The sequence below is a fragment of the Microbispora sp. H10830 genome (assembly GCF_014161375.1).
Classification (GTDB): domain Bacteria; phylum Actinomycetota; class Actinomycetes; order Streptosporangiales; family Streptosporangiaceae; genus Microbispora; species Microbispora catharanthi.
The window spans coordinates 80,711-93,699 of sequence record NZ_JABBWX010000004.1 but is presented as its reverse complement, the minus strand read 5'-3'; the positions used below and the strand labels follow the sequence as shown (position 1 = coordinate 93,699).

The 12,989-nt window shown below is 74.5% G+C and carries 12 protein-coding genes; 6 read left to right on the top strand and 6 right to left on the bottom strand.

Annotated elements, in window-relative coordinates:
* Positions 1 to 20: 20 nt before the first annotated feature.
* The 4 genes from plsX to HHX35_RS12740 all read right to left on the bottom strand — a co-directional run bounded on the left by plsX (position 21) and on the right by HHX35_RS12740 (position 4,714).
* The gene (plsX, locus tag HHX35_RS12755) at positions 21 to 992 is read right to left on the bottom strand and encodes a phosphate acyltransferase PlsX (RefSeq protein WP_182899357.1); all 972 of its coding nucleotides are present in this window, start codon (positions 990 to 992) and stop codon (positions 21 to 23) included.
* 79 nt (positions 993 to 1,071) lie between these two features.
* Complete coding sequence (locus tag HHX35_RS12750; protein ID WP_182899060.1) at positions 1,072 to 2,001, bottom strand: phytoene/squalene synthase family protein; 930 nt, start codon at positions 1,999 to 2,001, stop codon at positions 1,072 to 1,074.
* On the bottom strand, positions 1,998 to 3,464 hold the full coding sequence (locus tag HHX35_RS12745) for an NAD(P)/FAD-dependent oxidoreductase (RefSeq protein ID WP_182899059.1): 1,467 nt from the start codon (positions 3,462 to 3,464) through the stop codon (positions 1,998 to 2,000). Before HHX35_RS12745 ends, HHX35_RS12750 begins: the two co-directional genes overlap by 4 nt.
* Positions 3,464 to 4,714, bottom strand: a complete 1,251-nt coding sequence (locus tag HHX35_RS12740; RefSeq protein ID WP_182899058.1) for a polyprenyl synthetase family protein — start codon at positions 4,712 to 4,714, stop codon at positions 3,464 to 3,466. The genes HHX35_RS12745 and HHX35_RS12740 overlap by 1 nt, the downstream gene beginning before the upstream one ends.
* 175 nt (positions 4,715 to 4,889) lie before the next feature.
* Between HHX35_RS12740 and HHX35_RS12735 the strand changes: the two genes are divergently transcribed.
* The 4 genes from HHX35_RS12735 to HHX35_RS12720 all read left to right on the top strand — a co-directional run bounded on the left by HHX35_RS12735 (position 4,890) and on the right by HHX35_RS12720 (position 8,117).
* Positions 4,890 to 5,963 (top strand): MerR family transcriptional regulator, encoded by a 1,074-nt coding sequence (locus tag HHX35_RS12735; RefSeq protein ID WP_310739049.1) that lies wholly within the window; start codon positions 4,890 to 4,892, stop codon positions 5,961 to 5,963.
* A gap of 125 nt (positions 5,964 to 6,088) precedes the next feature.
* Positions 6,089 to 6,610 carry an RNA polymerase sigma factor gene (locus tag HHX35_RS12730; RefSeq protein ID WP_182899056.1) on the top strand — a complete coding sequence of 174 codons (522 nt, stop codon included), beginning with the start codon at positions 6,089 to 6,091 and terminating at the stop codon, positions 6,608 to 6,610.
* 2 nt (positions 6,611 to 6,612) lie between these two features.
* On the top strand, positions 6,613 to 7,608 hold the full coding sequence (locus HHX35_RS12725) for a DUF523 and DUF1722 domain-containing protein (RefSeq protein ID WP_182899055.1): 996 nt from the start codon (positions 6,613 to 6,615) through the stop codon (positions 7,606 to 7,608).
* A gap of 29 nt (positions 7,609 to 7,637) precedes the next feature.
* Positions 7,638 to 8,117, top strand: a complete 480-nt coding sequence (locus HHX35_RS12720; RefSeq protein WP_182899054.1) for a TspO/MBR family protein — start codon at positions 7,638 to 7,640, stop codon at positions 8,115 to 8,117.
* Between the two features lie 4 nt (positions 8,118 to 8,121).
* Here HHX35_RS12720 and HHX35_RS12715 read toward each other — a convergent pair whose 3' ends face one another.
* Positions 8,122 to 9,282 carry a pyridoxal phosphate-dependent aminotransferase gene (locus HHX35_RS12715; RefSeq protein WP_182899053.1) on the bottom strand — a complete coding sequence of 387 codons (1,161 nt, stop codon included), beginning with the start codon at positions 9,280 to 9,282 and terminating at the stop codon, positions 8,122 to 8,124.
* A 56-nt stretch (positions 9,283 to 9,338) separates the two neighbouring features.
* On the opposite strand from HHX35_RS12715, the gene HHX35_RS12710 reads away from it, so the two are divergent.
* Positions 9,339 to 9,887: a helix-turn-helix domain-containing protein gene (locus HHX35_RS12710; RefSeq protein ID WP_259405047.1), complete on the top strand. Its 549-nt coding sequence runs from the start codon at positions 9,339 to 9,341 to the stop codon at positions 9,885 to 9,887.
* A gap of 80 nt (positions 9,888 to 9,967) precedes the next feature.
* On the opposite strand, the gene HHX35_RS12705 is transcribed toward HHX35_RS12710, so the two are convergent.
* Positions 9,968 to 10,474: a MarR family winged helix-turn-helix transcriptional regulator gene (locus HHX35_RS12705; protein ID WP_182899051.1), complete on the bottom strand. Its 507-nt coding sequence runs from the start codon at positions 10,472 to 10,474 to the stop codon at positions 9,968 to 9,970.
* A gap of 86 nt (positions 10,475 to 10,560) precedes the next feature.
* Here HHX35_RS12705 and HHX35_RS12700 point away from each other — a divergent pair, with 86 nt between their 5' ends.
* Entirely contained in the window at positions 10,561 to 12,861 is a 2,301-nt protein-coding gene (locus tag HHX35_RS12700; RefSeq protein ID WP_182899050.1) for a phosphoketolase, read from the top strand.
* Positions 12,862 to 12,989 lie beyond the last annotated feature (128 nt).

The window sequence follows — 12,989 nt, the reverse complement described above, 5'->3', positions numbered from 1 at the left end:
GGGTCCGGCCGCGCGGGAGGTCACCGCCCGGGGCGTATGGCGAGACGGTCGCCGAGGCGGGCCACGACCTCGCCCTCGGCCAGGTCGCGCGCCACCACGCAGGCCCTGGCGATGGTCGCGGCCCGGGAGGAGCCGTGCGCCACGACGACGGTGCGGGTGAGCCCGAGCAGGGCCGCGCCGCCGTGCGTCTCGGGGTCGTAGCGTCGCGCCACCCGGCCGAGGCCGGCGGACCCGGCCACGCCCTCCGCCGCAGCGAGGGCGAGCGTGGCGCGCACGGTCCCCTCCACGTTCTTCAGCAGGACGTTGCCGGTGAAGCCGTCGGTGACGACCACGTCGACGGCCCCGGTGAGCACGTCGCCGCCCTCGACGTTGCCGTGGAAACGCAGCGGCATGCCGCGCAGCAGGATCTCGGCCCGGCGGGTCAGCCGGTTGCCCTTGCCGGGCTCCGAGCCGATCGACAGCAGCCCGACGCGGGGGTCGGCCACGCCCAGCACGAGCTGCGCGTACGACGCCCCGAGCAGCGCGAACTGGGCCATCATCTCGGGCGTCGGGTCCACGGTCGCGCCGGCGTCGATCAGCACGGTGGCCCCGCCCGCCGTCGTCGGCAGCGCCACGGCCAGCGCGGGGCGCAGCACGGCGGGCGCGGTGCCCAGCCGGTCGACCGCGCAGGCGACCACGGCCCCGGTGGACCCCGCCGACACGAAGGCCGGGCCCGCTCCGTCCCGCACGAGGTCGAAACCGACGGCCAGGCTGGAGCAGCCCATGCGGACCGCACCCGCGCCCCGCTCGGTCATCGGCACGACGTCGGCGGCGTGCGCGACGTCGATCTCGCCAGCCGCCCCGGCCCGGGCCAGTTCCCCGCGTACGACTCCCGCCTGGCCGACGAGAACCACCGGCACGCCGTGCTCCCGCCACGCCTCGACCGCCCCCCGCACGATCTCCGCGGGCCCGTGGTCCCCGCCCATGGCGTCCACCACGACCGGCCGGGACATCACGTCCCGCTCGCGGGCGGGAATCCTCGGCCCGGGGACCGGACCGGCGCCCGGCGCGGCGTCCTGTCCGGGCTCCACGTCAGGCCACCTCCACACGGCGCTCGGCCTGCACGGCGGCACGCGCGGCGAGCAGGTGCCGGGCGAAGATCGCGAGCCTGCGCCGCCGGGAGACCCTGGCCCGCCTCACCAGCACGTCGTGCCCGGCCGCCTCGACCTCGTCCAGGATGCCGCCGTACAGCTCGTACGCGGCCCTGATGCACGGCCGGGACGACGGCGCGAGCAGCGCGATCCCGTCGCGGGCCCGCCGGTAGTGGTCGCGGGCACGGTCGCACTCGTAGGCCACCAGCTCCCGCACCGCCGGCGTGGCGTACGGCGCGGCCAGGTCGGCCTCGGTCACGCCGAACTTGTCGAGGTCCGACAGCGGCAGGTAGACGCGGCCCCGTGCCAGGTCCTCGCGGACGTCGCGGATGAAGTTCGTGAGCTGGAAGGCCAGCCCGAGCTGGCGGGCGGGCTCGCGGGCCCGCGCCTCCTCGCCCGGCAGGGCCTCCAGCACCGGCAGCATCATCGTCCCGATGACCGCCGCCGATCCCTCCATGTAGCCCAGCAGGTCGTCGTAGGTCGCGTAGCGGTCCACGGTGAGGTCGGCGCGCATGGACGCGAGGAACGCCCGCACGTCGGCCTGTTCGATCCCGAACGCCCGCACCGTGTGCGTGAACGCGGGGAGCACCGGATCGTGGACGCGCTCGCCGTCGAGCGCGGCGGCGAGCCGCGAGGACAGGCGCTCCAGCGCCGCGGCCCGGTCGCCGGTCAGCGCGAGCGAGTCGACGATCTCGTCGGCGTAGCGGGCGAAGCCGTACAACGCGTGGACGTGTGGCCGTTTCCAGGCGGGCAGCAGGCGGGTGGCCAGGTAGTACGAGCGGCCGTAGCTCGCGTGCAGCCTGCGGCACCGCTCGTAGCCGGCCGTCAGCGTCGCGGCCGGCGCCGGGGATGGCGTGCTCAGCGTGCTCATGGGGCGCTCTCCAGGATGCGTTCGGCGGCCAGACGGCCGGAGATCAGTACGGGCGGCACCCCGACCCCGGGAGCCGTGTACATGCCGGCGAAGTGGAGGCCGGGGACCCGCCGGGCCGCGCCGGACGGGCGGAACCACGCGGTCTGGGTGAACCGGGCGTCGAGCGCGAAGGGCGTGCCGGCCGCGTGGCCGCGCCGCCGCCAGGCGGGGGGATCGAACACCAGCCGGGGCGCGCCGGACAGGTCGCCGTACCCGAGGCCGGCGAGCCGGCCCACCATGCGGTCCACGAGACGGGGGGTGAGGGTGGTCCAGTCGGCGCCGCCCCGGGTGTTCGCGGTGGGTTCCAGCACGCTGAGCACGGCGGGGCCGCCGTCGGCCGGGCAAGTCACCAGCAGGCTCGGGTCAGGCTGCGGCCCGCCCGCCTCCAGGGCCGCGAACGTCGTCTCCCACTCCCGCCCGAAGTGCAGGGTGTGGTGAGCCTGCCCCTCCGGGCGCCGGTCGAGCGCGAAGTGCGCCACCAGGCAGGAGGGGGAGAAGCGGGGCCGCCGCAGCCGCCAGTCGGCCGCCTCCTCAGGCAGCAGGCCGTCGCCGCCCCGCCGGCCGTGCGCCCGGACCAGGTCGCAGGCCACCACGGCGTGCCGGGCGGCGAGCCGTTCGCCGGTGCCGAGGCGGACGGCGACCACCCCCGCCCCGTCGGTCTCGATCCGGGTGGCCCGCACGCCGTACCGGAAGACCGCCCCGGCCTTCTCCGCGGCGGCGGCCATGGCCCGGGGGACGGCGTGCATGCCGCCCTCCCGGGGGAAGTAGACCCCGCCGACCGTGTCCATGTGGGCGATCACGGCGTACACGCCGAGGGCGCGGCGCGGCGACAGGCCGACGTACAGCGCCTGGAAGGTATGCGCCCTGATCAGCCGTTCGTCGGTGAGGTGACGCCGCACGAGCCCGTCCAGCCGGCGGAAGCCGCCGAGCGCGGCCAGCCGTGCCAGCGCGTACGGCCGGGCCAGCGCCCGCAGCCGGGTCATGTCCCGGTCGATGAACGCGCCCCACTCGGCCTCGAACATCTCTCCCAGCAGGTGCCGGAACCGCCGGTAGCGCCCGGCCTCCGCGGGCCCGCACAGCGCCCGCACCTGCTCGGTCATCGCGTCGGCCCCCGCCACCACGTCGAGCCGCGATCCGTCGTGGAAGGTCAGCCGGTAGTACGGATCGAGCCGCCGCAGTGGCAGCCAGCGCTCCAGGTCCTGCCCGGCGGCGGCGAAGGCGTCGGCCAGCACCCCCGGCATGGTCAGCACCGAGGGGCCGGTGTCGAAGCGGTGGGAGCCCAGGGTGGCCGTGCCGCAGCAGCCGCCCGGCACGTCGGCGGCCTCCACGACCGTCACCTCACGGCCCGCCCCGGCCAGGCGCATCGCGGCGGACAGGCCGCCCAGCCCGGCGCCGATCACCACGACCGGCCCGCCCGCGGTCATCAGCCCGCCCCGCCGGCAGCCGGCTCCGCGGGGCCGGCCAGAGGAGCGGGGCCGGCCAGAGGAGCGGAGCCGGCCAGAGGAGCGGAGCCGGGCTGGGAAGCGGGGCAGGACGAGGCCGCGCGGCCGGCTTGATCGGGCGAAGCCGCGGGGCCGGGCTGGGCCAGGCGGCGGGTGAGGCCGAGCAGGGCCGCCCGGGCGTCGGCGGGCATGTCCGCCCCGGACAGCGCCTCGCCCGCGGAGTCGGTCAGGCCGCGGATGCGCCGCTCGACCGCCTCCAGTGCGCCGGTCGCGACGATCACCTCCCGGGCCGCGGCCAGGTGGTCCGGCCGCGCCTCGCCCGTCCCCGGCAGGGCGTCCAGCAGCGCCGCTCCCGGGCCGTCCGCGCGTTCGCGCGCCAGCGTCAGCAGGTAGGTCCGCTTGCCCTGCAGCAGGTCGGTTCCGGCGGGCTTCCCGGTCAGCGCCGGGTCGCCGAAGACGCCGAGGACGTCGTCGCGGAGCTGGAACGCCTCGCCCAGCGGCAGCGCGTACGCGCTGAGGACCCGGCGCAGCCCGGGCTCGCCTCCCGCGATGGCGTGACCGAGGTGCAGCGGCCGTTCCACCGTGTATTTGCCCGATTTGTACGTGGAGATCAGCAGTGCCTCCCGGCGGTCGCCGCCACCCCGGGCGGCGCAGGTCAGGTCGAGGTACTGCCCGGCGACCAGCTCCACGCGCAGCTGGGTGAAGACCTCCAGGGCGTCGGCCAGCCTGCGGCGGTCGGCCAGCAGCGCGGAGTCGGCCCAGGTGAAGGCGAGCACGCCGAGCAGGATGGCGGCCGACTCCCCGAACCGCCGCGGCGACCCGGCCCAGCCGAGCTCCCGGTGGCGCTCGGCGAGCGCCACGTGGGCGGTCGCCCGGCCGCGCCGGAGGGGCGACTCGTCCATCACGTCGTCGAGGATCAGCGCGCACGCGTGGAGGAGTTCGATCGAGCAGCCCGCCGCCAGCACGGCCCCGAGGTCGTCGGGTGAGCCGCCGGAGGCCCGGTGGCCCCAGTACACGAACGCCGGCCGCAGCCGCCTGCCGCCGCGCGCGACGAAGTCGGCGAGGTGACGCCGCAGCACCTCCCGGTCGTCGGCGCCCAGAAAGGACAACCGGCTCATCTCCCGCTGGAGCAGTTCGTCCAGGGCGCGGTCGAACAGGTCGGAAAGGTGGCGATCGAACGGCTCCCGCGTCTCGTCCCGAACGCTGCCGGTCTCGCGGGTCAACGTCAGCATGCGCACTGCTCCTTCGATCGTTACGGTGATCGGCGGCGCCGTCAGTAGAGTTTTCGCGCCCGCCCGCTCCGGCGGTTGCATCCGTGCCGGTGGCCCGAGCCGAAACAAGGTCAGGGGCGGGCACGGGCGCCGTGCGCGGGCCGCGGCGACGACCGGATGGACACGGGGTGAGCACGTGACGCGCGAGGGCGGGTCGGGGGCCGGTGAGAACGCGGCCGCCGAGGAGGAGCCGGGCTACGGCATCGGGGCCGTCTCCCGGCGGCTCGGCGTGCCCGCGTCCACGCTGCGCACATGGAACCTCAGGTACGGCATCGGCCCGAGCAGGCGCAGCCCCGGCGGGCACCGCCGCTACGACGACGCGGACCTGCGCCGCCTGGAGGAGATGAACCGGCTGATCCGCGCCGGGATGCCGCCGGCCGACGCCGCCAGGCAGGCGCTGCGGCCGAGGCCCGCGCCCGGGGAGCGGGCGGCGTCCCCGGCAGGGGAGGGAGCCGCCGCGCCACCGGAGCCGCCCGGACGACCCGAGTCCCCCGGGCCGTTCGAGTCCCCGAGGCCGTTCGAGTTCCCCAGGCCGTCGGAGACCCCCAGGCCGTCGGAAACCTCGGTGCCGTCCGCCTCCGCCGTACGGCCGGCCCCGGAACCCGGATTGCTGTCGGCGGCGATGCTGGCCCGCGCGGCGACGGCGCTGGACGCCGCGACCGTGAACGCGGGGCTGGACGCGGCGCTGGCCGCGCACGGCGTGGTGTGGACGTGGGAGCGGCTCGTGCTGCCGGTGTTCGCGGCCGTCACCCGCAGGCAGCAGGACACCGGAGCCGGGATCGACGTGGAGCATCTGTTCTCCGACCGGCTCCAGGCCGCGTTGGCGCGGTTCTCCGCGCGTGCGCCCTCGCCCGTGCATCCCCGTCCTGTCCTGCTGGCCGGTGCGGAGGAGGAGCAGCACGTGCTGCCGATCCACGCGCTGGCCGCCGCGCTCGGCGTGCTCGGGGTGGAGACCCGCGTGCTCGGGGCGCGCACGCCGTACACCGCCCTGGCGGACGCGATGCGCCGCCTCGGTCCCGCGGCGGTGTTCGTGTGGTCGCAGATCCGGGAGACGGGCGATCCGGCCCCGCTCGCCGGTCTGCCGGGGCTCCGCCCCGCCTGCCGCGTCGTGGTCGGCGGTCCCGGATGGTGGGACGGCCTGCCCACCCAGGTCGTCCGGGCGAACACGTTTCGTGACGCCCTCTCGGCGGTAATGACCACTCTGCGGTGATTCGGCCCTCTTTGGCGCATTTTTGATCCAGTGTTCGGCCCCCATGGTTGTCCGTTGCTGACGCGGGCAGGTATGAATAGGTTTTGAATAAGTTTCTCGTCCAGTCTTCTGCCCAAGGGGGGCCGATGGAGGAGACCCTGGAGTTCCGCCTCGCCGCGGGGGACACGGGAGCGCTGGGGGAGTGCTACCGGGTCCATTCGCCGGCCGTGCGCTCCTACCTGCGCAAACTCGTGCCGCCCCAGGACGTTGAGGACGTCCTGCAGGTCGTCTTCACCGAGGTGTGGCGCTTCCGGCACCGCTTCGACCCGGGCCGCAGCCTGTCGGCCTGGCTGTTCGGCATCGCCCGCAACCGGGCGGTGGACCACCTGCGGGCGCGTGCGCCGGCGACGGTGCCGCTGGAGGCGGTCCCCGACCCGGCGGGGCGCGACGGCCGGCTGGACGGCGACGAGTTGGCCGACCGCGACCGGATCCGCCGCGCGCTGGCCTCGCTGCCGCAGGTGCAGCGCCAGGCGATCGAGCTGGCCTACTACGGGGACCTGACGCAGCGGGAGATCGCCGAGCACCTGCGGGTCCCGCTCGGGACGGTCAAGGCGCGCACGGCCCGCGGCCTCCACCGTCTGTCCACCCTGCTGCGGCCGGCGGCCTGATCATGGAGCCTGTGGAAGCGATCAGGCCCAGGGTGGCCGTGTCGAGCTGCCTGCTCGGCGCTCCCGTGCGGTTCAACGGCGGCCACAGCCGTGACCGGTTCCTGACCGCGGAGCTCGCGGAGCACGTGGACTGGGTGCCGGTCTGCCCCGAGATCGAGCTCGGCCTCGGCGCCCCGCGCGAGACGCTCCGCCTGGAGCGCTCCCCGGAGGGGCCCCGGCTCGTCACCCGCCGGACGCGCGAGGACCTGACCGCGCCGATGACCGCCCTCGCCGCCGATCGCGCGGCCGGTCTGGCCGACGTCGACGGGTACGTGTTCAAGGCGAGGAGCCCGAGTTGCGGGCTGCACAAAATCCCCGTGTACGCGGAGTCCGGCGCCGCGGCCGACCGGCGAGGGAAGGGCGTCTTCGCCGCCGCGCTCACCGCGGCCCGCCCGGAGCTGGCCGTCGAGGACGAGGGCCGGCTGCACGACGCCGTGCTGCGGGAGGCGTTCATCGAGCGGATCTTCGCCTCGGCCCGCCTGCGCGCCCTGCTGGCCGGCGACTGGCGCCCGCGCGACCTGGTCGCCTTCCACACCCGGCACAAGATGCAGATCCTCGCCCACGCGCCCGCGGCGTACCGGGAGATCGGGCGGCTCGTGGCCGCGGCGGGCGAGCGCCCACGGGAGGCGCTGGCCCGCGAGTACGGCCGGGCGTTCCGGGCGGCCCTCGTCGCCACGGCCACGGTCGGGCGTAACGTCAACGTCCTGCACCACTGTCTCGGCATGATCGGCCGGGAACTCGACCCGGTCCGCCGGGCCGACCTGGCCGAGGTGATCGCGTCGTATCAGGCCCGCAGGGTCGCCCTCGCGGTGCCGCTCGCCCTGCTCAGGCACCACGCGAGGGGCGCGGGGGCCCAGTACGTCCACGCCCGGTCCGTTCATGCGCGGTACGTCCGCGACCAGACCTACCTGTCCCCGTATCCCGACGCGCTGCGCCTGCGCAACCACATCCCCGCATGAGCGCGGACCACCGGGAAGAAAGAGGACGCATGAGACGCACATCGAAGAAGACGCTGCTGCGCACGGCCCTCGCCGTGACGGCCACCGCCGCGGTCGGCGGCCTGTCAACGGACGCTCGCTCCGGCTGGTACGCCCGGCTGCGCAAGCCCTCCTGGCAGCCGCCGCCGCAGGCGTTCGGCCTGGTCTGGACGCCGCTCTACGCGACGATCGCCTACGCCTCCGCCCGGGCGCTGTCGCACGGCGACGACGGCTCCCGGCCGGCCCTGCGGCGGGCGCTCGCCGCGAACCTGGCGCTCAACGCGGCCTGGCCGCCGCTGTTCTTCAAGGCCCGCAACCCCCGCCTCGCGCTCGCGGAGATCCTCGCGCTCAACGTGTCGAACGCGCTGCTGACCCGCCGCCTCCTCCGCCAGGACCGCACGGCCGGGCTTCTGCTGCTGCCGTACGCCGGGTGGACGGTCTTCGCCACCGCGCTCAACGCCGCAATCGCGCGCCGAAACCCGGACGCCTGACGGGTCAGCCGATCGCGCGGCGGAAGCGCTCGCCGAGCCCGGCCAGCCGTTCGACCGGCTCGTTGGCGAACACGAGCCGCAGGTAGTGCGCCCCCGACGGGCCCCAGCCGTCCATGGGCGTGGCGGCGACCCTGCCGCGCTCGAACAACAGCCGGGCCAGCTCGGCGGGCGTCAGCCCGAGCGGGCGGGTGTCGACCAGGGCGGACCAGCCGCCGTGCGGCGGGACGACCGGATAGCCGGCCAGTTCACGGAGGACGGCGTCCCCGCGGCGCGCCCACACCGCGGTGGCCGCCGCCACGTCCGCCTCGGCGTCCGGTGCGTCCAGGGCGGCCGCCACCGCCTCCTGGGCGATCCCCACCTGGCAGACGACGTTGGTGAGGCCGACCAGGCGGATGTCGGCGAGGACGGCGGCCGGCCCCACCACCCAGCCGACCCGCCAGCCGATGAGCCGCAGCTCCTTGGACGCCGAGCCGACGGTGATCGTGCGGCCGGCCAGGTCGTCCCGGGCGGCGGGATGGCTCGGCGGCCGGCCGTCGAAGCGGATGCGCTCCATCGCGGCGTCGTAGATCAACCAGGCGTCGTGCCGCTCGCAGGCGGCGGCGAGCGCCGCCCAGTGGCGGTCGTCGAGCACGAGCCCGGTCGGCATGAGCGGGCTCATCATCAGCACCGCGGCGGTCCGCCCGGTGACCGCCGCGGCCAGCTCCTCCGGGTCGAGCGTCCAGCCCCCGGCCGTGGCCCTGGCGGGCACGAAGCGGGGGACGCCGCCCGCCAGCCGCACCCGGTTGACCAGCCCCGCGTAGACGGGGTCGCACAGCACGACCTCACGCCCCGGCTCGACGGTGGCGAGCAGCGTGTTCAGCACGCCGTTGAGCCCGCCCGCGACGCTGACGCACTCGGTGTCCGGGTCGTACGTACGCCCGGCCATGCGGCCCACATGCGCGGCGGCGGCCGCACGCAGGGAGCGGCGGCCCTGGAACGGCAGGTAGCTGTTGGCCGCGTCGTCGTCGAGGGCGGCCCTGGTCGCCTCGATCGCGACGGCGGGCGGCCGGAGGTCGGTGTCCAGGTTCTCCAGCCGCAGCAACTCCGGATCGTCCGCCGCGTCGGCGGCGTCGCCGACGACGTCGACCCCGATGCCGGGGATGTCGCGGAGCCGGGACACGGTCATGGGAACTCCGTTCGTTATGTTGATATCGGCGTACCACTATGCTGATACGTGTGAACATGGCGCAAGTGGTCGGCGACAACGTCCACCGGCTGCGGAACGCGGCCGGCATCTCCCTGGCGGACCTCGCGGCGGCGGGCGGGGTCAGCAAGACGACGCTGCACGGCATCGAGCAGGGCGCGGGCAACCCCACCCTCGGCACGCTGTGGGCCCTCGCCGCCGCGCTCAAGGTCTCACTGGGGGAGCTGATCGAACCGCCGGCTCCCGTCGTGGAGGTCGTGCGCGCGGGCGACGAACGGCCCGCTGTGACCGGCGACGCCGTGGGCGCCCGCCTGCTGCACCGCATCCGGCTGCGCGGCACCGTGGAGGTCTACGCGATCGAGGTGGCCACCGACGGGCAGGAGTCGCAGCCCCACCTGCCCGGCGTCGAGGAGTGCCTGGTCCTCACGGGCGGCCGGATCACGGCGGGGCCCGCCGACGCGCCGGTGGACCTGGCGGAGGGCGACTCGCTGCGGTTCGAGGCCTCCCGGCCCCACGTCTACCAGGGCCACGACGAGCGCAACCGGGCCGTGCTGCTCATGCTCCACCCCGACCCACCCGGAACCTGATCCGTCCCCGCAGGCGGGCGCCCACGGCGCCGCCGGTCACGACGCGGACGGTCCGTCCGAGACCGCCGAAGGCGCCGGATTCACTGGGGGGCGGCGTCGAGTGCGGGGGGACGCCCGGCCTCCGCGGCCCTCTGGTACTCGATGGCCGACAGGATCGTGTCGAGGATCTCGCCGAACTGCCGCACCTGGCCGGGGGTGAGGGGGTCGAACAGCACCCGGCGGACCTCCTCGACGTGGCCCGGCGCCGCCTCCACGAGAGCGGCGAAGCCCTCGTCGGTGAGCTCGGCGACGGTCGTGCGCCGGTCCTCCGGCCGCTTGAGCCGCCGCACCCAGCCCTTCTCCTCCAGCCGGGAGACGGCGTGGGACAGGCGGCTGACCGAATACTGGAGGATGGCGGACAGCTCCGTCATCGTCATGGTCCGCCCGGGCGACTCGGAGAGGACCACAAGGATCATGTAGTAGGCGTGCGGCATGCCCGAGTCGCGCTGCAACTGCCGTTCGAGGGCCTCCTGCAGGAGCTGGCTCGTCCGCAGGTAGGAACGCCAGGTGTGCTGCTCCTCCTCGTCGAGCCATCGGGTGCCGGACATGGCGCCAAGACTACAGTCGGTGGGCACGCTGTTTTGTGGGCGAAAGACCCTGGTTCGGCCGCCGCTGCTGGGAAAGTGTCAGGGGCATGGACGCATACGGGAACATCGACGCCTACTGGCGGGCCGCGAACTACCTGTCCGTCGGCCAGATCTACCTGATGGACAATCCGCTGCTGACCGAGCCGCTCAGCCCCGAGCACGTCAAGCCGCGGCTGCTCGGCCATTGGGGCACGACGCCCGGGCTCAACTTCTGCTTCGCCCACCTCAACCGGATCATCCGGGAGCGCGGCCAGGACATGATCTACATCGCCGGCCCCGGTCACGGCGGCCCGGCGGCGGTCGCCCACGCGTGGCTCGAAGGCACCTACACCGAGCGCTACCCCCACGTCACCCAGGACGCCGAGGGCATGCGCAGGCTCTTCCGCCAGTTCTCCTTCCCCGGTGGCATCCCCAGCCACGTCGCCCCCGAGACTCCGGGCTCCATCCACGAGGGTGGCGAGCTCGGCTACGCCCTCTCCCACGCGTACGGCGCGGCCTTCGACAACCCCGGCCTGGTGGTGGCCTGCGTCGTCGGCGACGGCGAGGCCGAGACCGGCCCGCTCGCCACCGGCTGGCATTCCAACAAGTTCCTCAACCGGGACGCCGACGGGGTGGTCCTGCCGATCCTGCACCTGAACGGTTACAAGATCGCCAACCCGACCGTGCTGGCCAGGATCCCGGAGGGCGAGCTGGTCAAGCTCTTCGAGGGGTACGGCTACCGGCCGCACATCGTCTCCGGCCAGGAACCGGCGGAGATGCACGAGCTCATGGCCGCGACCCTCGACACCGTCTTCGACGAGATGGCCGACGGCGGCCCGCTGCCGATGATCATTATGCGTACGCCGAAGGGCTGGACCGGGCCGCGCGAGGTCGACGGGCTCCCGGTCGAGGGCACGTGGCGCGCCCACCAGGTGCCGCTCGCCGGCGTGCGCGACAACCCGGCACACCTGGCGATGCTGGAGGAGTGGATGCGCTCCTACCGCCCGGAGGAGCTGTTCGACGCCGACGGCCGGCCGGTCGAGACGATCACGCGGACGGTCCCGGACGGGCCGCTGCGGATGAGCGCCAGCCCGCACGCCAACGGCGGGGAACTGCTGCGCCCGCTCACGCTGCCCGACTTCCGCGACTACGCGGTCGAGGTCAAGGCCCCGGCGAGCGCCTCCAGCGAGCCGACCCGCGTCCTCGGGGCGTTCCTGCGCGACGTCATCGCGGCCAACCCCACGAACTTCCGGCTGCTCGGCCCGGACGAGACCGCCTCCAACCGCCTGTCCGCCGTCTTCGAGGCGACCGACAAGGAGTGGGAGGCCGCCCTGCTGCCCACCGACGAGAACATCGGTCCCCGGGGCAGGGTCATGGAGGTGCTCAGCGAGCACCAGTGCCAGGGCTGGCTGGAGGGCTACCTGCTGACCGGCCGCCACGGGCTGTTCAACTGCTACGAGGCGTTCATCCACATCGTGGACGCGATGTTCAACCAGCACGCCAAGTGGCTGGAGTCCTCCCGCAAGATCCCCTGGCGGCGGCCGGTCGCCTCGCTGAACTATCTGCTGTCGTCCCACGTCTGGCGCCAGGACCACAACGGCTTCAGCCACCAGGACCCCGGCTTCCTCGACGTCGTCGTCAACAAGAAGGCCGAGGTCGTCCGCGTCTACCTGCCGCCGGACGCCAACACCCTGCTGTCGGTCGCCGACCACTGCCTACGCTCGCGCGACTACGTCAACGTCGTCGTGGCGGGTAAGCAGCCCGTGCTCGACCTGATGAGCATGGACGAGGCGATCGTCCACTGCACCCGCGGGCTGGGCATCCTCGACTGGGCCTCCACCGACGAGGGCACGGATCCCGACGTCGTGCTGGCCTGCGCCGGTGACGTGCCCACCCTGGAGACCCTGGCCGCCGTCGCGCTGCTCCGCGAGCACCTGCCCGAGCTGCGGATCCGGGTGATCAACGTGGTCGACCTCATGCGGCTGCAGCCGGCCTCCGAGCATCCGCACGGCCTGCGCGACGCCGAGTTCGACGCGCTGTTCACCACCGACCGGCCGATCATCTTCAACTTCCACGGCTACCCGTGGCTGATCCACCGCCTGACCTACCGGCGCAACGGGCACGAGAACCTGCACGTGCGCGGCTACAAGGAGGAGGGCACCACGACCACGCCGTTCGACATGGCGATGCTCAACGACATCGACCGCTTCCACCTGGTGATAGACGTGATCGACCGGGTGCCAGGCCTGGGCAGCAGGGCGGCCCACCTGCGCCAGCGGATGGCCGACGCCCGGCTGCGCGCCCGCGCCCACACCCGCGAGTTCGGCGAGGACCCCGCCGAGATCCGCGACTGGACGTGGCCGTACTGATTCCGGGGAGCGGGTTCGGCGGCGGGCGCGGCGCATCACCGCCATTCGGGGGCGACGGCACCGGTAGCATCGGATGGGACCGGAGCCGCCGCCTCGCGTGCGCGCGGCCACCGAGATCCATGCGTCGA